Here is a 19,779-nt window from a genome sequence, read left to right on the forward strand (position 1 = left end):
TCCAATGGTGCCAATCAGCCTGCCGCCACGACTTCGGTCGACAGCACGCGCACCTCTTCGGTACGCAACACCGGTTCGCCGGTTTACAAGCTGCTGAACTCGTCGGGTGACACCACCCAGAAGTCTGCTCCGCAAGGTGCCGACCGCAACCTCTTCGGCAACAACTAACAACCGAAGTCGATCTCCAAGTCAAAGNGNGGCGGGCCCGGCCCGCCGCNCTTTTTTGTGCCTGACACGGTAATTGCGGTTAAGCCGCCTTTGCTTCCACTTCATGCAACGCGAAAGAACGTCCATCCGCGTCGAAGATATGCAGGTCCTCGCCATTGGCGCTCAGCCGCAATGTCGAGCCGCGCTTGACCTCGACATTGCCGGGCAGCTTGGTCACCAGCGGCAGATCGGCGCGGCCGATGTCGACATAGACAAGCTGCACCTCGCCGAGTTGCTCGACATAGTCGACCGTCCCCTCGAACAGATAGTCCGCGCCGCTGGCGATGATCAGGTCCTCCGGCCGCACGCCAAAGCTCACCGCGGCGCCCTTTGCCGAAGCCGGCGTCGCAATCGGCACGGTCGCCTTGCGTCCGCCGACATGGCTGACGACGGTCGGGTTTCCGGTCTTTTCGATGGTCGCCGGCAGGATGTTCATGGCCGGCGAGCCGATGAACTGGGCAACGAACAGATTGCCGGGCTTCTTGTAGAGGTCCATCGGCGTGCCGACCTGCTCGATATGGCCGTCCTTGAGCACCACGATGCGGTCGGCCAGCGTCATCGCCTCGACCTGGTCGTGGGTAACGTAGATCATGGTCGTGTTGGGCATCGATTCCTTGAGCTTGGCGATCTCGATGCGGGTGGCGACGCGCAGCGCGGCGTCGAGGTTCGAAAGCGGCTCGTCGAACAGGAACACCTTCGGATTGCGCACGATGGCGCGGCCGATGGCGACGCGCTGGCGCTGGCCACCCGACATCGCCTTGGGCAGGCGGTCGAGATATTTGGTCAGCTGCAGGATCTCGGCGGCCTGGCGCACGCGGCGGTCGATCTCGGCCTTGTTCTCTTTGCCGATCTTCATCGAGAACGCCATGTTGTCGTAGACGGTCATGTGCGGGTACAGCGCGTAGGACTGGAACACCATGGCGATGCCCCGCTTCGACGGCGGCACGTCGTTCACCACTTCGCCGGCTATTCTGAGTTCGCCGGAGGTGATTTCCTCGAGCCCGGCGATCGACCTCAGCAATGTCGACTTGCCGCAGCCCGACGGGCCGACGAAGACGATGAACTCGCCCGACTTAATATCGAGGTCGATGCCGTGGAGAATGTTCAGATTGCCGTAGGACTTCTTCACTTGTCTTAGCGTGACATCGGCCATTGGTTTCCTCCAGTGATTGGAAATTCAGTCGAGACGCCCGAACCAGGCGCCGTAGCCGCCAAGCTCGATGGAACCGCTGCTCGCCTGCCCCGAAAATCCGTGCCCGGGCAGAGGTTGCAGCGATCGGCCGCCAAGGTCAACCTTGGCCCGCCCGGCTCCCAGATTGAAGACGCAGACGATCTGCTCGTTGCCTGCGCGGCGCGTGAAGGCGACGGTATCTCCCTCACTTTCGATGAAGGTGATGTCGCCCTTGGCCAGCGCCGGATGGGCACGCCGGAAGCTGAGAAAGCGCCGGTAGTGCTCAAGCAGCGAAGCCTCGTCGCCCTGCTGGACATTGACCGCTTGCGCCAAATGCTTGGCCGGCACCGGCAGCCAGGGTTTTGCCTGGGAGAAGCCGCCATTCTTGGCGCCGCCGTCCCACACCATCGGTGTGCGGCAGCCGTCGCGGCCCTTGAATTCAGGCCAGAAGCGGATGCCGTAGGGATCCTGCAAATCCTCGAACCGAAGGTCGGCCTCGCCGAGCCCAAGTTCCTCACCCTGATAGATGCAGACCGAACCGCGCAAGGACATCAGCAGCGCCGAGATGACCTTGAGGTAGGCGGTCGGGTCGGGCTCATTGGCGGCCCAGCGCGAGGCCGGGCGCATTACATCGTGGTTGGAGAAGGCCCAGCACGACCAGCCATCGCTGGCGACCTTGCCGAAGGATTCCAGCACCGAGCGGACCTTGCCCGCGCTGATCTTTTCCGGCGCCAGGAAATCGAAGGAGTAGCACATGTGCACGCGCTTGCCGCCGGCGGTGTAGGCGGCCACCACTTCAAGCCCACGCTGCGAATCGCCGACCTCGCCGACCGCTGCCGTTGCCGGATATTCATCGAGCAGGGCACGGAACCGTTCGAGGAAGCCGAGATTCTCGGGCCGGCTCTTGTCGTAGAGATGGTCCTGGTAGTTGTAGGGGTTGACCGCCGGCGCGGTCTGGTCGTTGCGCTCTTCCGGCGGCAGCGGCGGGTTGTTTTCCAAGCCCTGGCTGTGGAAGTAGAAATTGATGGTGTCGAGCCGGAAACCATCGACGCCGCGCTCCAGCCAGAAGCGGGTGACGTCGAGCAACGCGTCCTGGACTTCGTGGTTGTGGAAGTTGAGGTCGGGCTGCTCGGCCAGAAAATTGTGCATGTAATATTGCTGGCGGCTGGTGTCCCATTGCCAGGCCGAGCCGCCGAAGATCGACAGCCAGTTGTTGGGCGGCGTGCCGTCCGGCCTGGCGTCTGCCCAGACGTACCAGTCGGCTTTCGGTTTGCTGCGGCTCGACCGGCTTTCCTTGAACCATGGGTGGTTGTCGGCGGTGTGCGACAGCACCTCGTCGATCATCACCTTCAAGCCCAGCCTGTGTGCCTCGGCGGTCAGCGCGTCGAAGTCGGCCAACGTGCCGAACATCGGATCGACGTCGCAGTAATCCGACACGTCATAGCCGAAATCCTTCATCGGCGACTTGAAGAACGGCGAAATCCAGATGGCGTCCGCACCGAGTGCCGCGATGTAGGGTAGCCGCCCGATGATGCCCTTGAGGTCACCGATGCCGTCGCCGTTCGAGTCCTGGTAGCTGCGCGGATAGATCTGGTAGATCACCGCGCCCCGCCACCAGTCGCGATCGATAGCGAGGTCAGGCTTCGAGCTGGCCTTCAAAGCGGATTGCATCGTCTCAGCCTCCTTTCACCGAGCCGGCAAGCAGCCCGCGGACAAAATAGCGCTGCAGCGAGAAGAACACGATCAGCGGCACGATGATGGTCACGAAAGCCGATGTCGTCAGAATCTCCCAGTCGCCGCCGCGTGAGCCCAACAGCGCGTTGAGCTTGGCGGTCAGCACAATCTGGTCTGCCTCTGTGCCGAGGAAAACCATCGCCACCAGCAGATCGTTCCATACCCACAGGAACTGGAAGATGGCAAACGAAGCCAGCACCGGAAACGACAGCGGCAAGACGATCTTGACGAAGATCTCGAAATCGCTGGCGCCGTCGATGCGCGCCGATTCCATGATTTCGCGCGGCAGGCCGGCAATGTAGCTGCGCAGCAGGTAGATGGCGAAGGGTAGGCCGAAGCCGGTATGCGCCAGCCAGATGCCGAGATAGGTCTTCGACGGCATGCCGAAGAAAGCGCCGACGCCGTTGTAGAGTTTCAACAGCGGGATCAGCGACATCTGCAACGGCACCACCAGCAAGCCGATGATGACCGCGATCAGCAGCGCCCGGCCGGGGAACCGCATCCACGCCAGTGCATAAGCGGCAAAGGCGGCAATCAGGATCGGGATGACGGTCGCCGGAATGGTGACGGTCAGGGAATTCATGAATGACCGTCCGATGCCTTCGGAGAACAGCACGGTTCTGTAGTTGTCGGTGGTGAATTTCGGTGGCGCCGACGAAGCATAGTAGATGCGCTGGCCGCGATCGCCTTCGAACGCTTTCGGGGACTGCATGACGAAGCTGCCGTCGGCATTGAGCTGCAAGATCACGCCGTCGCCGAGATCGGCTGTGGTGCCGGCGGGATACTGCGTCGGTGCCGCCGATTTGACTCCGAAGGCACTGATGTCGCGCTTGGCGCCGTCGCCGAAGATATTGCCCTCGAGCACGAACTTGCCGTCCTTCTCGACTTGCGCCGAGGCGGGCGGCAGCCGGCCGGCTTCGGTCTGGGTGGAACTGGCGAACGAGTTCCACCAGCCCGAGGCGATGATCTGGTTCTTGTCGCGCAGCGACGAAACCAGGATGCCAAGGGTCGGTATGGTCCAGATGGCGACGAAGATGAGCACGGCGATGTGGACGCCAAAGCGGCTGGCAAAGGAATTTCCGGTCGCGACTGCCATCTCAATGTCCTCCCGTCTCTTTGTTCGCCTGGCGGATGTTCCAGACCATGATCGGAATGACCGCAATCATGATGATGATGGCGATGGTGGCGCCGCGGCCGAAATCGCCGCCGCCGCGGAACATCCAGTCGAACATCAGATTGGCCAGCACCTGGCTGTTCCACTGGCCGTTGGTCATGGTCAGCACGATGTCGAATACTTTGAGCACCAGAATGGTGATCGTGGTCCAGACCACGGCGATGGTGCCCCAGATCTGCGGCACCATGATCTTCCAGAAGATCTGGAACGGATTGGCGCCGTCGATGACGGCGGCTTCCAGCGTTTCCTCGGGGATGCCGCGCAGGGCGGAAGACAGGATGACCATGGCAAAGCCGGTCTGGATCCAGATCAGGATGATCATCAGGAAGAAATTGTTCCAGAACGGCAGCGATATCCAGACCTGCGGCTGGCCGCCGAAATGCTGGATGATGGCGTTGAGGATGCCGATCTGCGTCTGGCCTTCGCCGCGATACTCGTAGATGAATTTCCAGATCACGCTGGCGCCGACGAAGGAGATCGCCAGCGGCAGGAAGATCAGGCTCTTGGCGATCGTGCCCCACCAGATCTTGTCCGTAAGCACGGCGATGATCAGCCCGAGGAAGGTGCAGGCGGCCGGCACCACCGCCAGCCAGATGATGTTGTTGAGGATCGAGTTGCGGAACTCGCGATCGCCGAAAGCCCATTGATAGTTCGCCAGGCCGACGAAATTGATGCCGCCGCGATCGAGGAACGACAGCCGCAGCGTCTCGACCACCGGATAGATCAGGTAAATGGTGAGGATGATCATCGCCGGGCCGACGAACAGCCATGGCCGGACCAACCCTTGCCGGCGCAGATTGTCGATGGCCGCGGCACCCGCGACGCCGCGTGACGGGAATATCAGGTCGACCAGTCTGTTGGCGCCCCAGAAATAGGCGACGCAACCGCCGACCCCGACGATGATGACGAAAATGGCCGAGAAAATCTGAGCCGCCATGGGTCCCTCTCCCCCTGCGCATGACCCGACAAGGAATGACCTTGGTGACGGGGACCAGGCGCCGATTCAGTTGTTTGGAGCGCGTCATCGGCGGCTTGCGCACATTGCCGATCGCGCTTCATGTCAATGCGCTCATGACGAAAGGCTGCGGCACGGGCCGCCGTCGGATCCGGGCCGGTACGGTCCGGATCCAGTGCGAGAATGGTTGGTCGTCTACGTGCCAGCCGTCTACTTGATGGCGTCCCAGCTCTTCTGGATGTCGGTGGCGACGTCCTGTGCCGACTTGCCGCCGACCAGGTCGATCATGCCGGTCCAGAAGGCGCCGGCGCCGATCTTGCCCGGCATCAGGTCGGAACCGTCGAAGCGGAAAGTCGAGGCATTGGCGAGGATTTCGCCCTGTTTCTTCAGCGCGTCGCTGGCATAGGCATCCTTGTTGACCGACTTGAGTGGCGTCACGAAGCCGCCTTCGGCCATCCAGATCTCGTGGGCGAGCGGCATCTTCAGGAATTCGATGAATGCGCGCGCGCTCTTGCTGTCCTTGGTGATCATCGCCAGCGTGCCGGCGCCGAGCACGGGCGTGCCCAGTTCAGGCTTGGCGGCATAGGGCGGGAAGTAGAAGAAGTCCGCGTCCTGGCCGACCTTGGTGCCTTCCGGGAAGAAGGTCGGAATGAACGATGCCTGGTGGTGCAGGTAGCATTTCGGCGGCACCGAAAAGAGGCCCTTCGGGCTGTCGCGGAAGTCGGTCGCCGCGACCGCCTTGGCGCCGCCGTCGACCATCTTGTCGTCGGTCGCGATCTTGCCGAAAATGTCGATGGCATTGACCACCGCCGGATCGTTGAACGGGATCTCGTTCTTCACCCATTTGTCGTAGACCTCCGGAGGCTGGGTGCGCAGCATCAGGTCTTCGACCCAGTCGGTTGCCGGCCAGCCGGTGGCACCGCCGGAGCCGAGGCCGATGCACCACGGCTTGCCGCCATCGGCGATGATCTTCTTTTCGAGATCGGCGAGTTCTTCCTGGGTCTTCGGCACCTTGTAGCCGGCTTCCTCGAAATTATCCGGCGAGTACCAGACCAGCGACTTCACGTCGGCCTTGTAAGGGAAGGCGAAGAAGCCCGGCTTGCCGTCCTTGTCCTTGAAGGTGCCGAGATCGACCCATGACTGGCCGGCGCCGTAATTGTCCTTGACCCATTTGGCGGTGTCGTCACCGAGCGGCGTCAAAAGGCCCTTCGACGCCAGGTCCTGGATGAGGCCCGGCTGCGGCAGCACGGCGATGTTGGGCGGGCTGCCGGCCTGCGTGTCGATGACGATCTGCTGCTCGTAATTCTCCGAGGAGGAGTATTTGATCTCGACGCCGGTGGCTTCCGAGAAATAGTCGAGAACGCCGCGCACCAGGCCTTCGTCCTCGCCGCGCCACGGTCCGAAGATCGACAGCGTCTCACCCTTGAGGTCGACTTTCTTGAGCTCTTCGTAGTTCGCCCAGTTGAAGCGCTTGTCTTCGCCGGGCTTGAACTTCAGTTCGGCCTGCGCGGGCGCGTTCAGGGCGAACGTGGCAAACGCAGCACCCAGCAAAAGCATTTTCTTCATCGGTATTCCTCCCAGTGGGTCTCACACACCGGACGGAACCTCCATTCCGCCCGCCGACGCCGCAGGACTGTGACTCAGTCGGAAAGGAACCGCAACCTTTCGAAGAGTCTTCCAAAGCGCTTTGGCTTTTTCGATCACGCCATTGAATCGCGGGGAAGTCAAGAGGCTGGCGAATCAATCGATTTAGGTTCGCGCATTTGCGCCCTAAAAGTGCGTCGCAGCACGCTATTATGGCAGTGCAGCAGTAATTTTTGTTTCAAACATGCCCAAACCGCGTCTATGGTTGGGCTTCGTATGGCTCGGCCCCGATGGCACTTGGGTCGATTCAATTTAAAAGCGCTTTGAGGGAATGGAGACTTTCGTGAACCTCAAGCAGCTCGCCCACATGCTGGCACTTTCGCAAACCACGGTAAGCCGCGCGCTGAACGGCTATCCCGAGGTCAACGAGGAGACGCGCAGGCGTGTCATGGATGCCGCCAAGCGCCATGGCTATCGGCCCAACCCGAGCGCGCGCCGGCTGGCGACCGGCAAGACCGGCATGATCGGCTATGTCCTGCCGACCGGTGCGTCCGTCGACATCGATCCGCATTTCGTCGAGTTCCTGTCCGGCCTTGGCGACTATGCTCGCTCGCACGAGCTCGACCTTGTGCTGTCGCCGGCCGACGCCGACGACCAGGAGACGACCTACCGGCGCATCGTCGCCAACCGGCAGGTCGACGCTGTTTATATCTCCTCTCCAAGGCCCGCTGACCGGCGCGTGGCGCTGGTCAACACGCTCGGCATTCCCTTCATCGTCCATGGCCGCAGTGAGGGCTTCGATTTCGACTATGCCTTCACCGACATCGACAATGAGGGCGCCTTCCACGAAGCGGCCAGGCTGCTGATCCAGCTCGGCCATCGGCGGCTGGCGCTGATCAACGGTGACGGCCGCGAGACCTTCGCCATCCATCGCGAACGCGGCGTGCGCCGGGCACTCGCCGCGAGCGGACTGACATTGAGCGAACGCCATGTCTGCTCGGTCGATATGACCGAGGAGAACGGCTATCGCGCCACCAGGCGTTTGCTGGAAGGGGACGATGCGCCGACGGCGATCGCCTGCTCCAGCCTGATCATGGCGCTGGGCGTCGTGCGTGCGGTGCGCGACCTCGGCTTGAGCATTCCGGGCGACGTCTCGCTGATCGCCCATGACGATGTCTTCCCCTGGCTGAGGCCGGAGAATTTCTCGGTGCCGCTGTCGACGACGCGTTCATCGATCCGTCTCGCCGGCGCCCGTGTCGCCGAGCGGCTGGCGGCACGGATTTCAGGACTGGAGGAGGGCGCGCGAGGCGAGGTCTGGCCGGTCGACCTGGTGGTGAGAGGGTCGGTCGCCGGTGCGCCGGCGTAGCTGGAGATCAAAGCCATGTGCTCTGCGGGATCGAGTTGAGACGCGACACTCACGCCGCATCAATCTCGCCCGACGCCGGCAGTAGCGAGACCACCGCAAGGGGGACGGATTCCGATATCTCACGCCGCGGATTTGAGGTGGTCGATGAAGGCGCGCAGCTTCGGCAGGACTTGGCGCTTGCCGGGATGATACAGGAAGACGCCGGGCGTCGTGGCGGCAATGCCGTCCAGCACCGGTTCCAGTTTACCTTCGGCTATCGGAGCTTCAGCGATTGGTCGAGGCGTCTGCGCCAGCCCGACGCCCCGCATCGCGGCCCCGAGCAATGTCGGATAATCGTGCGCTATCAGCGGGCCTGAGAGCATCGCCTCGATCGTCTCGTTGCCGCCGACGAAAGCCCAGGGCGCTATGGCGCCATTCGAACGGCGCAAGCGCAGGCAGGCGTGGTTGCGCAGATCATCGACGCGTTCGGGGCGGCCGTGGCGTTTGAGATAGTCAGGGCTGCCGACGACCACGAACGAAAACGATGGGGTTAGCCGCACCGCGACCATGTCGACCGCAATGAACTGGCCGAGACGGATGCCGGCATCGAACCCGCCGGCCGCGAGATCGACCATCTCGTCGCTCGCGGCGATCTCCAGCTCGATCTCAGGGTAAGCCCGGCAGAACGACGCGATCATCGGCTCCAGGATCAACGGCACGACAGCGCGGGGCACGGACAGGCGCAGCAGACCGGTCGGCCGTTGGCCGATGTCACGCACGGCCTCGCCGGCCGCGACGAGTTCTTCGAAAGCAGGGCCGGCACGATCGAGGAACCGCTGGCCAGGCTCGGTCAAGCCGACGCTCCGTGTCGTGCGGACGAACAGCGCCGCACCCATGCGTGCCTCCAGCGCGCGCACCGCCTGGCTCACGGCGGACGGTGTCACGCCGAGTTGCGCTGCGGCGCGGCGGAAGTTGCGGTGCCTGGCGACAGCCAGGAACGCCTCGATGCCCTCCAGCGCACCATGTCGGACTGTGTAGTTCTGCTTCATAGGTTGTTGTTATTACGCCGGGTAGTCGAATTATGGAAGTGGGCCTAGGTATGAGCTGAACCTAGGAGACATCATGCGATGACCGATGAACTTGAAGGGGTACGCGACCATTATCGCGCGACGGGCCTGACCGAGCGGCTGAAGACGGTGTTGGCCGCCCTCGGCCCGGAGGACCAGCTCCTCACGCCCCAACAATTGGGCGTTCTCGACCAGTTTCACACCCGTGGGCTAGCTGCCACCGCCGAGCTTGCCCAATTGGCGGGGATCGCTGCCGGCATGTCGATACTGGACGTCGGCTCGGGCGTCGGTGGGCCGGCGCGCTTTCTGGCTGCGACCTATGGCTGCCGGGTTACTGGCGTGGATCTCAGCGAGCCTTTCGTGGATGCCGCGCGCTATCTGACCGAGCGCACGGGACAGAGCGGGCAGCTGTCGTTCCAGACCGCCAGCGCATTGGAGCTCCCATTCGACGATGGCCGTTTCGACGCGGTGCTGTTGCAGCACGTGGCGATGAACATCTCTGACCGGACGCTGCTCTACAGCGAGATTCGGCGCGTGCTGAAGCCAGGCGGCAGGTTTGCCACATACGACGTCGTGTTGTCTGGAGGCGAGCCGCACTATCCGCTTCCCTGGGCGAGAACGCCGGCGACGAGCTTTCTCCTAACAGCCGGTGCGACGCGCGAGGCGATCGAACCGGCCAGCTTCCGCATGCTGGCATGGCAAGACGACACCGACGCCGCCAAGGCGTGGTTCGCACAGTTGCGCGCGTCGGGGCCGCCGCCTTCGCCCAATCTCGGCGTGGTGATGGGACCGGACTTCGCTGAGCTTGCGGCCAACCTCGGACGAAATCTTATGCAAGGTCGGCTCGGTATCCTGACCGCAGTGTTCGAGGCCGCATGAACCAATTGTCGAGAGGAGGCCAGATGTCCACCGAAGTCCTATTCCAAATCCATCTTGTTCTGGGCTATGTCGCGTGGTTGCTTTGCTTCGCTACATACGGTTTGCCGTGGCTCAGGTCGATGGACCGGGTCGCGGCGCAGCGCGCTGTTGCCGCTCTGCACAGCTTCCGCTTCTTCGGGCTGGTCTTCCTCGTTCCGGGTGTCGTCAGCCCCGATTTGCCTGCCGGCTTTGCCGTGTTTGCTGCCTACGGCGACCTTGCAACAGGAGTGCTGGCCATGCTGGCGCTGCTCACGGCAAGGATACCTCGGCTCTTCTGGGCGCTCGTCGTCGCCTTCAATCTGGTCGGGGCGGTTGATCTGATCGTAGACTATTACCACGCCATCCAGGTCGGCCTCCCCCAGCGTGCGGGCGAACTGGGCGCCACCTACGCGATCCCGATCATCTACGTGCCGCTGCTGATGATCACGCACATCGTCGCGTTCTATTTTCTGGTGCGTCCTCCGCAAGCCGCGGCTTGGACTGTCGCAGACTAGTCCTTTGCCGCCGCCGCCTTGATGTCCAGCAGGCCGAAGCCGAAATCATTGTCGCGTCCCTTGGGGCCGAGATCCCTGGCCGTTGCCGCGAGCGCCTTTTCGATGTCGTCGGCCGAGCGATCGGGCGCGGCATGGATGAGATTGGCGATGGCGCCGCTCACGATCGCCGCGGCAAACGAGGTGCCTGTGACCAGATCCGAGCCGGCGCCGCTCGGCGCCACCATCTCGACGCCGGGTGCCGAGATGAAGACATAGGCGCCGCGATTGGCCTGCGGCATCAGCCCGTCCTTGGCATCGGTGGCGGTCACCGCGATGACACCATCGAAGGCGGCCGGATAGCCATAGGGCGCCTTCGGCCCGTTGTTACCGGCTGCGGCGACCAGCACCATGCCGAGCGCGCGGGCATTGCGGCAGGCGACGCCGAGCAAATCGTTCTTCGGCCCGACAAAGCTCATATTGATGAGGCGCACGTCCTGTTCCGCCGCCCAGTCGAGCGCCGACAGGATGACGTCCATGGTCGACTTGCCGCCCTCGAAGGCGCGGGCGTGATAGATTTTTGCGCCCGGTGCCATGCCTTCCAGCGCGCCGACGCCGGCGATCAGGCCGTCGATCGACGTGCCGTGATCGCGCTTTTCGATCGGCACGTCGGGCATGGCGTCGAACTGCCCGGCAATGACGCCCGAGAGCGCCGGGTTAGTGTCGTCGATGCCGGTGTCGATCACCGCGATGCGGACGTTTTCTCCGCTGGCTTGCTTGGAATCGAGCGCAATGCGGTCGAACGCATAGTTGACGATGCCGGCGGCCTGCTGCAGCGAATAGACGTGATTGGGCTCGCGCCGCTGAGTGCGGCCGTCGGCGGCCAGTTGCGCCAGCACGACGCCGACGGGCCGGCCGTCGGGAATGCCGAAGCGCACCAGTGTGGTGCCAAGCAGCCGCGACTGGCGCTGCGAGCGCACCTGCAGGCCGAAGGAGGCGGCGATCTGCTGGACAGCGCCGGCATCGCCGTCGACGGTCACCAGCACCTCGTCGGGCACGAAATCGCCAATCACCGCGCGCCGCGGCTGAACGGCAATGAGATCGGTCGGCGAGACGATCGGGCCACCGGGCGGGGGGCCGGCTTGAGTGTCGGCCGGCGGCGTCGCCGGTTCGGGCCGTGGCGTCGGCACAGGGGTCGGGGGCGCCGCCGGGTTGGGAAACAGGTCGACGATCAGGGCCGGCAGGAACACCGCGCCGGATTGCGCCGCATCCGATCCGCCCTCTGTGTCGCTGCCATCCTTGGCGCAGTCGGCGCCTGCCGCATTGGTCCCGTCGCGGCAGTCGATTTTCGTCTGGTCGGGATTGGGATCTTTGGTCTGCGCCGACGCGGGCACGGCGACGATTGTCATCGCCGCCGCAAGCATTGCCGCAAATCGAATGACCGCCTCAGCCGCCATCAAGCGGTTTCCTTCCCTCGATCACAGTCTCCGTGAAAGCCTGGGCGGCAACAAGGCCGATTTGCCTGGTGTAGTCGGCTGCGTTGGCAGCCGGGATGCCAAGCCGGAACACGCCGTCGGCGGTCGGTCCGCCGACGATCTTCAGCCCGTTGCTGCCGAGGAAGGCGGAAATGTCCGACATCTTCGCATCCGGCTTGAACTTGACCAGGGCGAACGGCATTTTCGCCAGATCGTCTTGCGCGCCGGCAATCTCGAAATCATTGCCCTTGCCGCCGGGTTCGACAAACGACTGCACCATGACCAGAGCCAGCAGAACCGCGGCTGCCGCCCAGGCGACGCCGACCGGCACCGCCATGAAGCGGCCCCAGGCCTGCGCCAGCCAGGACGATCCTGCCGGCTTGCGCGCAGGCCCGGCCTCGGCGTCGAGTGCCTTGGCAAAGCGGCTGAGTGCATCGGCCGGCGGCCGGATTGCTTCGTTGGCGGCCGTGACGCCGGAGAATTCGGCTTCAGCCTCGCCAAGGGCGGCAAGTGCGGCCGGATCGCTGGCCAGCCATTCCTCGACCGCTTCCAGATCGGAACCTTCCAGCGAGCCGTTCAGGTAGAACGGCAGCAGCGTTTCCATTTCGTCGCGGCGCGACATCTTTTCAGCGGCGCTCATGGCCACCCCCTGTCGTAACCGGCGGCCTTGAGAGCCTCGCCGAGTTTCTTGCGGGCGTAGAACATCCGGGTCTTGACGGTGGCGACCGGAATGTCGAGCACCTCGCTGATCTCGCTCACCGACTGCCCGTGATAATAGGCAAGATCGATGACGACGCGATGCTCTTCCGGCAAGGCGTCGACGAAGCGCCGCAGGGCGGCCGCCTTGTCTTCTTTCATGGTGACGACTTCCGGCGTGTCGGCGCCGTCGGGCACCGCGGCGGCGGCCTCGTCGTCGATCCAGTCTTCCTTTTTCTTGCGCAGAAAGGACAGCGCCTTGAAACGGGCAATGCCGAGCAGCCATGTCGAGACTTCGGAACGCCCTTCGAAACCGGGCGCTTGGCGCCACAGCTCGAGGAAGACTTCGTTGGCGATATCGTCGGCCATCATTTCCGATCCCGTCTGGCGCGCCACGAAGCGGTAGACCCGCGCGTGGTGACGCATGAACAGGAGCCGCACGGCGGCTCGGTCGCCCTTCGCGACCCGGTCGACAAGCGCGCGATCGGTCTCCGTCGCTGCCGTCATGGCCGGTCGAGCCGCCTGGCTCCTGTCTGCTCTGTCGCTGATCGGCCCAAAAAGGTTCATCCTCCGCCAAGGAATTTTGCGGAGGCTAACCGAAGAGCGCGGAGGTTGCCAGAGGTGCGCCTCTTCCTTCTCCCCTTCTTGTGGGAGAAGGTGGATCGGCGCGTAGCGCCGAGACGGTTGAGGGGTGCGTGGCGGATCGCCGTCCTTGCCAAGCTGGAACACCTCTCATCCGACCTCACTTCGTGAGGCCACCTTCTCCCACAAGGGCAGAAGGGAAGAGCTTCGCGGACCGCTTCTCACTCCAAGAAAGACTTCGCCTTCATCGTCGCGGGCACGGGAACGCCCAGTCGGCTCAGCACCGTCGGCGCCAGCTGCAGCTGGTCGAGTAGTGTGTCCGCATCCGGCCCTTTGCCTTGTCCAAAATAATACAGCGCGAAATCCTGCATCTCGTCGTCATGGCCGCCGTGATGGCCACGATCGGTCTGGCCGTGATCGGCGGTGACGATCACCTCATAGCCGGCTTCGATCCAGCGCGGCAGGAAGGCGGCCAGCATGCCGTCCATCGCATAGACGGCATGGTCCATCTCGTGGCAGTCGTGGCCGAAGCGGTGTCCCATCGAATCCAGCGTGCAGGTGTGCAGGATGCCGTAGTCGATGCCATGGCGTTTCGTCAGCATGGTCAGCGTCGCGAACAGGTCGACATCGCTCGGCGTCATCTGGTTGCGGAGATTGTAACCGGTCATGGTGTGGAAGCGGCCATGCGTGATCGGCCCGCCTGGCTCGTCGAATTCCATGCCCTCCACCAGGTCGAACGGGTAGGCGCGGAAGAATTCCGACCAGTAGGAATGGGTCACCGCCCCCGTCTTGCCGCCTGCCTTGCTGACCTCGGAGAAGATATCGGGCTGCTCGACGCGGAAACGGTTCTCATTGGAGAGAATCCCGTGCAGCTGCGGCGAAACCCCGGTGTGGATCGAGGCATAGCAGCAGGCCGAGGTCGACGGCAGCACCGAGCGCATCTTCCAGACGCGCGCCTCGCCCGATTGCACCCAGCCTTCGAGATTGCCCATCAGCCGGCGCCAGTTCCGGTAAGGCACGCCATCGAGGATGATCAGCAGAAGCTTGGATTTGAGCGCCACGGGCTGCTCCATGCGGTTGGCGGTTGAAACGGGAACGCCGTGTGCCGTCCCGGGCACACGGCGTTCTGATAGATGAAATCGGCCGATCAGGGTCCGCTCAAGCGTTGAGCCAGCACTCGGCAAGCGCGTAGCCGTCCATCATTTCGCCGATAGGGCTCTTGGCATAGCCGCCGATCTTGTTGGTGGCGGCCGCGTCGATGAACTGGTTGAAGAAGGGCACGATCAGCCCGCCTTCGTCACGCATCATCACTGCCATATCGTGGTAGATCGCCTGGCGCTTGGCCTGGTCGAGCTCGCCGCGCGCGGTAAACAGCATCTTGTCGAATTCCGGCCGCTTGAAGCGCGTGTCGTTCCAGTCGGCGGTCGAGACATAGCCGGTGGAATACATCTGGTCCTGCGTGGCGCGTCCGCCCCAGTAGGAGAGCGAGAAGGGCTGCTTGTTCCAGACCTCCGACCAGTAGCCGTCGCCGGGTTCGCGCTTGATCTCGATCTTGATGCCGGCTTTGGCGCAGGACTGCTGATAGAGCTGTGCGGCATCGACGGCGCCCGGGAAGGCGACGTCCGAGGTGCGCAGCACGATCGAGCCGCTGTGGCCTGATTTCTTGTAGGCTGCCGCCGCCTTGTCCGGATCGAACTTGCGCTGTTCGATATCGGCGGAAAACAGCGGATAGGCCTCGTTGATCGGGAAGTCGTTACCCACCGAGCCATAGCCGCGCAGGATCTTTTCCAGCATCTCGTCGCGGTCCATGGCTAGCTTCAGCGCCATGCGCAGATCATTGCTGTCGAAAGGTGCGGTGTCGCAGAACATGTTGAACGGATAGTAGCCCTTGCCCGAGACATTCTCGATGGAAACGCCCGCGATGCGCTTGACCAGATCGACGACCTTGGGTTCGACGCGGTTGATCATGTGCACCTGGCCGCCTTGCAAGGCTGCAAGCCGTGCGGTCGCATCATTGATGACGATGATCTCGACCTGGTCGGCGTGGCCGGCCTTGTCGCCAAGCCAGTAATTGGCGAAACGCTCGCCGCCATGGCGCACGCCTGGCTGGTTGACGCTAACCTTGTAGGGTCCGGCGCTGATGCCGGCATTCGGATCGTCCTTGCCGCCATTCGGCTGGATGACGAGATGGTAGTCGGCCATCAGATAAGGGAAGTCGGCATCGGCGTCGCCGAGCGTGACGATGACTTCCTTGCCGCTCGCCTTGACGCCCTTGATGTTCTTGAGGATGCCGAGTGCTCCGGACTTGGACTTCTCGTCCGCATGGCGCTCGATGGTGGCGGCAACGTCCTCCGCGCCGACCGTCTTGCCATTGTGGAACTCGATGCCATCGCGGATCTTGATCGTCCATGTCTTGGCGTCGGCTGAGGCGCCAATCTCTTCGGCAATCAGGTTGACCAGCTTGTTGTCCGGTGTGAGGCGCACAAGATACTCGCCCCAAAGCTTGCCGAAGCTGAAGGTTACCTGGCTGAGATTCAGCGCCGGATCGAGGCTATTGGTGGATTCCCCGCCCTGCAGGCCAGCCTTGATGATACCGCCCTTCACCGCCGTCTGGGCAAATGCCTTGCCGGCCAGCGCCGGCATCATGGCCGCCGATACGCCGAGCGCGGCGGCGCGCCCAAGAAAGGCACGGCGCGATATCCGGCCGTGACCGGCGAGTTCGGCGAGATAATCGAGTTCAGTTTTCATGTCCTACCCCTGTTTAAAAGTCGTGCGAGCGGCGCTCGTCCCGAAGGACGTGTGGCGCTCTAGTGTTGCATCCGGATGACGGTCGCTGACGCCCCTATGTGGCAGCTTGGTCTGACACAATTTCCAGGGGAAGCGCCTGCCTTTTTCTTCCGGCAGTATTGGTTCCCAGTTTTCCCGGAATTGCTTTAGTTCCCCGCGCTGGCCATGCGCCGTCCCTTGATTGCCTTTTCCAGCCAGCCGATTTCCATCTCTGGAACCGAGGAGAGCAGCAGGTCGGTGTAGGCGTCGAAGGGCGGGCTCAGCACCTTGCCCTTGGGGCCGTAACGCACCACCTCGCCGCGATACATAACCGCGATTGAATCGGCGATCGACTTCACCGTGGCAAGGTCATGCGTGATGAACAGATAGGCGACGTTCTCTTCCTTCTGCAGCTCCAGCAGCAGCTCGAGGATGCCGTGTGCCACCAGCGGATCAAGCGCCGAGGTCACCTCGTCGCAGATGATCAGCTTCGGCTTGGCGGCAAGCGACCGGGCGATGCAGACACGCTGTTTCTGGCCGCCGGAAAGCTCGGCCGGGTAGCGGTCGGAAAATCCCTTGCCCATCTCGATCTTGTCGAGCAGTTCGGCAACGCGTCTGTCGCGCTCACGGCCGCGCATGCCGAAATAAAACTCCAGCGGCCGGCCGATGATGGTGCCGACGGTCTGACGCGGGTTCATCGCCACATCGGCCATCTGGTAGATCATCTGCAACTGGCGCAGATCCTCCTTCGGCCGGTCGGCCAGCCTGTTGGCCAGCGGGCGTCCGTCGAAGGTGACGGTGCCCTGTTCGGGTGGCAAAAGTCCCGTGATGGCGCGCGCCAGCGTCGACTTGCCGGAGCCGGACTCGCCGACCACGGCCAGCGTCTGGCCCGGATAGATGTCGACGGATACGTCCTTCAGCACCTTGATATGGCTGCGGCCATAGGCGGCGGTGACGTTCTTCACCGACAGGAACGGCGACGTGCCGGGCTTCTGCTCCTGGTGTTCGATCTCATGCACCGAGACCAGCGCGTTGGTGTATTCCTGGCGCGGCTCCTTGATGATCTGCCTTGTGCCGCCCCATTCGACCAGCCTCCCATGGCGCAGCACCATGATCTCGTCGGAGACCTGGGCGACGACGGCAAGGTCGTGCGTGATGTAGAGCGCAGCGACATGGGTGTCGCGGATGGCGTCCTTGATCGCCGCCAGCACGTCGATCTGCGTCGTCACGTCGAGCGCCGTTGTCGGCTCGTCGAAGACGATCAGGTCCGGCTCGGAGCACAGGGCCATCGCCGTCATCACACGCTGCAACTGGCCGCCCGAAACCTGGTGCGGAAAACGCTCGCCGATGGTTTCAGGGTTCGGCAAGCTGAGCTTCTTGAACAGCGCAACCGCGCGCTTCTCGGCCTCGGCGCGTGTCGCGGTGCCGTGCAGCAGGGTGGCTTCCACCACCTGGTCCATCAGTCTGTGCGCCGGGTTGAAGGCCGCTGCCGCCGACTGCGCGACATAGCAGACCTCGCGGCCGCGTAATTTGCGGAAGCCGTCCTTGCCGCCCTTGAGGATGTCGCGGCCGTTCAGGATCACCTCGCCGCCTGTGATGCGCACGCCGCCGCGGCCGTAGCCCATAGACGACAGGCCGATAGTCGACTTGCCGGCGCCGGATTCGCCGATCAGGCCGAGCACCTTGCCCTTCTCGAGCGTCAGTGAGACATCGTGCACCAGAACGATGTCCTTCGGCGGTTCGCCGGGCGGGAAGACGGTAGCCTCGATGCGCAGATTGCGGATGTCGAGCAGCAGGCCTGACTTCGGTTGCCCGAGCTTCGCTTTGGTGTCGGCCATCACCCGCGTCCTCCCTTGAGGCTTGTCGTCCGGTTGAGCACCCAGTCGGCAACCAGGTTGACGGAAATCGCCAGCAGCGCGATCGCCCCCGCTGGGATGAGTGCGGCCGCGATGCCGAACACGATGCCGTCTTTGTTTTCCTTGACCATGCCGCCCCAGTCGGCGTCCGGTGGCTGCACGCCAAGGCCGAGGAACGACAGCGTCGACAGGAACAGCACCGCGTAGATGAAGCGCAGACCGAGTTCGGAAACCAGCGGCGACAATGCGTTGGGGAGGATCTCGCGGAAGATGATCCAGCCGCTGCCCTCACCACGCAGTTTCGCTGCCTCGACATAGTCCATGACGTTGATGTCGACGGCGACCGCGCGCGACAGACGATAGACGCGGGTCGAATCCAGAATGCCCATCACCAGGATCAGCGTCACCAGATTGGTCGGCAGCACGGACAGCACGACGAGACCCATGATCAGCGTCGGGATAGACATCAAGAGATCGACGAGGCGCGACAGCAGCGTATCGAACCAGCCGCCGAAGACGGCCGCCGAGAAGCCGAGGATGGCGCCGAGCGAGAATGACAGCGCGGTGGCCAGCACCGCGATGAACAAAGTGATGCGGGCACCGTAGATCATGCGCGAAAGCAGGTCGCGGCCGAGATTGTCGGTGCCCAGCAAATGGGCAGCCGACATCGGTTCCCAGACATCGCCGACGATTTCGCCATTGCCGTGCGGTGCGATCCACGGTGCGAAGACCGCCGCCAGCACGAACAGCGTCGTCAGGATAATGCCGATTAGCGCGGGGATGGGGATGCGTTTGATATCGAGCATATCCGCCCCCTATTTCGGGTGTCTGAGACGCGGATTGGCGACGATAGCCCCGATGTCCGCAATGATGTTCAGGCTGATGTAGACAGCGGCGAAGATCAGGCCGACCGCCTGCACCACCGGCACGTCGCGTTTGGTGACGTGATCGACGAGATACTGCCCCATGCCCGGATAGACGAAGATCACCTCGACCACGACGACGCCGACGATCAGGTAGGCGAGGTTGAGCATGACGACGTTGATGATCGGCGCGATGGCATTGGGGAAGGCGTGCTTGCGGATGACGTTGAAGGCCGACAGGCCTTTCAGTTCCGCAGTCTCGACATAGGCCGACTGCATGACATTGAGGATCGCCGCACGTGTCATGCGCATCATGTGGGCGAGCACGACCAGCGTCAGCGCCGTTGCCGGCAAGGCGATCGCCTGCATCCGCTCGCCAAAAGGCATGCCGTCATAGACGGTCGAGATGCCGGGGAAGATCTGCCACTTCACGGCGAAGAAATAGACCAGCACATAGCCGATGAAGAATTCGGGGAAGGAGGTCGAGGCCAGCGCCAGTCCCGAGATCAGCTTGTCGACCCAGCCATTGCGGTAGCGCACCGCGATCAGGCCGAGGATAATCGCCAGCGGTACCGCGACGACCGCCGCCCAGAAGGCGAGGAACAGCGTGTTCCACAATCGGCCCTTGATCGACGTTGCGATATCCTGGCCGCTCGACATGGCGGTACCGAGGTCGCCGGTCACGACGCCGCCGAGCCAGCGGAAATACCTGATATAGGCCGGATCGTTGAGGCCGAGCTGCTCGCGCAGATTGGCGAGCGACTCCGGTGTCGCCGATTGCCCGAGAATGGCTTGCGCGACGTCGCCGGGCAGGATCTGGGTACCGGCGAAGATCAGGACCGAAACGGCCAACAAGAGGACGATGCCCAGCGCAATGCGCTGGGCAATCAGTTTCAGGATGGGTGAAGACATATCC

General features: G+C 63.2%; 18 protein-coding genes. 4 read left to right on the forward strand and 14 right to left on the reverse strand.

Going from position 1 to position 19,779, the window contains the following annotated elements; genetic code table 11:
- Positions 1-168 (forward strand): DUF680 domain-containing protein (locus M729_RS1000000138125; RefSeq protein ID WP_084652770.1); only part of this gene is annotated, 168 nt, incomplete at its 5' end.
- A gap of 79 nt (positions 169-247) precedes the next feature.
- Here M729_RS1000000138125 and ugpC read toward each other — a convergent pair.
- The 5 genes from ugpC to M729_RS0130350 form a co-directional block, all read right to left on the reverse strand.
- Entirely contained in the window at positions 248-1,360 is a 1,113-nt protein-coding gene (ugpC, locus tag M729_RS0130330) for a sn-glycerol-3-phosphate ABC transporter ATP-binding protein UgpC (RefSeq protein ID WP_013528265.1), read from the reverse strand.
- Positions 1,361-1,384: 24 nt separating this feature from the next.
- On the reverse strand, positions 1,385-3,049 hold the full coding sequence (locus M729_RS0130335; RefSeq protein ID WP_027163781.1) for an alpha-glucosidase: 1,665 nt from the start codon (positions 3,047-3,049) through the stop codon (positions 1,385-1,387).
- Between the two features lie 4 nt (positions 3,050-3,053).
- Positions 3,054-4,208, reverse strand: coding sequence for a carbohydrate ABC transporter permease (locus tag M729_RS0130340; protein WP_027163782.1), 1,155 nt, complete (start codon positions 4,206-4,208; stop codon positions 3,054-3,056).
- 1 nt (position 4,209) lies between these two features.
- Positions 4,210-5,223, reverse strand: a complete 1,014-nt coding sequence (locus M729_RS0130345; protein ID WP_027163783.1) for a sugar ABC transporter permease — start codon at positions 5,221-5,223, stop codon at positions 4,210-4,212.
- Positions 5,224-5,451: 228 nt separating this feature from the next.
- The gene (locus M729_RS0130350) at positions 5,452-6,807 is read right to left on the reverse strand and encodes an ABC transporter substrate-binding protein (RefSeq protein WP_013528261.1); all 1,356 of its coding nucleotides are present in this window, start codon (positions 6,805-6,807) and stop codon (positions 5,452-5,454) included.
- Positions 6,808-7,168: 361 nt separating this feature from the next.
- On the opposite strand from M729_RS0130350, the gene M729_RS0130355 reads away from it, so the two are divergent.
- Positions 7,169-8,191, forward strand: coding sequence for a substrate-binding domain-containing protein (locus M729_RS0130355; protein WP_027163784.1), 1,023 nt, complete (start codon positions 7,169-7,171; stop codon positions 8,189-8,191).
- 119 nt (positions 8,192-8,310) lie between these two features.
- On the opposite strand, the gene M729_RS0130360 is transcribed toward M729_RS0130355, so the two are convergent.
- A complete protein-coding gene (locus M729_RS0130360; protein ID WP_027163785.1) occupies positions 8,311-9,219 on the reverse strand; it encodes a LysR family transcriptional regulator in 909 nt (302 codons plus the stop codon).
- Between the two features lie 78 nt (positions 9,220-9,297).
- Here M729_RS0130360 and M729_RS0130365 point away from each other — a divergent pair, with 78 nt between their 5' ends.
- Together M729_RS0130365 and M729_RS0130370 are read left to right on the forward strand one after the other, a co-directional pair.
- Complete coding sequence (locus M729_RS0130365; RefSeq protein WP_024501949.1) at positions 9,298-10,116, forward strand: class I SAM-dependent methyltransferase; 819 nt, start codon at positions 9,298-9,300, stop codon at positions 10,114-10,116.
- A gap of 23 nt (positions 10,117-10,139) precedes the next feature.
- Complete coding sequence (locus tag M729_RS0130370; protein WP_027163786.1) at positions 10,140-10,649, forward strand: hypothetical protein; 510 nt, start codon at positions 10,140-10,142, stop codon at positions 10,647-10,649.
- On the opposite strand, the gene M729_RS0130375 is transcribed toward M729_RS0130370, so the two are convergent.
- From M729_RS0130375 to M729_RS0130410, 8 genes are all read right to left on the reverse strand, one after another.
- The gene (locus M729_RS0130375) at positions 10,646-12,082 is read right to left on the reverse strand and encodes a S8 family serine peptidase (protein WP_027163787.1); all 1,437 of its coding nucleotides are present in this window, start codon (positions 12,080-12,082) and stop codon (positions 10,646-10,648) included. The genes M729_RS0130370 and M729_RS0130375 overlap by 4 nt on opposite strands.
- Positions 12,072-12,740, reverse strand: coding sequence for a hypothetical protein (locus M729_RS0130380; protein WP_027163788.1), 669 nt, complete (start codon positions 12,738-12,740; stop codon positions 12,072-12,074). Before M729_RS0130380 ends, M729_RS0130375 begins: the two co-directional genes overlap by 11 nt.
- A complete protein-coding gene (locus M729_RS0130385) occupies positions 12,737-13,303 on the reverse strand; it encodes a sigma-70 family RNA polymerase sigma factor (RefSeq protein ID WP_027163789.1) in 567 nt (188 codons plus the stop codon). The genes M729_RS0130380 and M729_RS0130385 overlap by 4 nt, the downstream gene beginning before the upstream one ends.
- A gap of 296 nt (positions 13,304-13,599) precedes the next feature.
- On the reverse strand, positions 13,600-14,439 hold the full coding sequence (locus M729_RS0130390; protein ID WP_027163790.1) for an alkaline phosphatase family protein: 840 nt from the start codon (positions 14,437-14,439) through the stop codon (positions 13,600-13,602).
- A 97-nt stretch (positions 14,440-14,536) separates the two neighbouring features.
- Complete coding sequence (locus M729_RS0130395; protein ID WP_024501943.1) at positions 14,537-16,126, reverse strand: ABC transporter substrate-binding protein; 1,590 nt, start codon at positions 16,124-16,126, stop codon at positions 14,537-14,539.
- A 185-nt stretch (positions 16,127-16,311) separates the two neighbouring features.
- Positions 16,312-17,982 carry an ABC transporter ATP-binding protein gene (locus M729_RS0130400; RefSeq protein WP_027163791.1) on the reverse strand — a complete coding sequence of 557 codons (1,671 nt, stop codon included), beginning with the start codon at positions 17,980-17,982 and terminating at the stop codon, positions 16,312-16,314.
- Positions 17,982-18,806 carry an ABC transporter permease gene (locus tag M729_RS0130405; RefSeq protein ID WP_027163792.1) on the reverse strand — a complete coding sequence of 275 codons (825 nt, stop codon included), beginning with the start codon at positions 18,804-18,806 and terminating at the stop codon, positions 17,982-17,984. Before M729_RS0130405 ends, M729_RS0130400 begins: the two co-directional genes overlap by 1 nt.
- Positions 18,807-18,815: 9 nt before the next feature.
- The gene (locus M729_RS0130410) at positions 18,816-19,775 is read right to left on the reverse strand and encodes an ABC transporter permease (RefSeq protein WP_027163793.1); all 960 of its coding nucleotides are present in this window, start codon (positions 19,773-19,775) and stop codon (positions 18,816-18,818) included.
- Positions 19,776-19,779: the final 4 nt, after the last annotated feature.

The sequence above is a fragment of the Mesorhizobium sp. WSM1293 genome (genome assembly GCF_000513875.1).
GTDB lineage: Bacteria > Pseudomonadota > Alphaproteobacteria > Rhizobiales > Rhizobiaceae > Mesorhizobium > Mesorhizobium ciceri.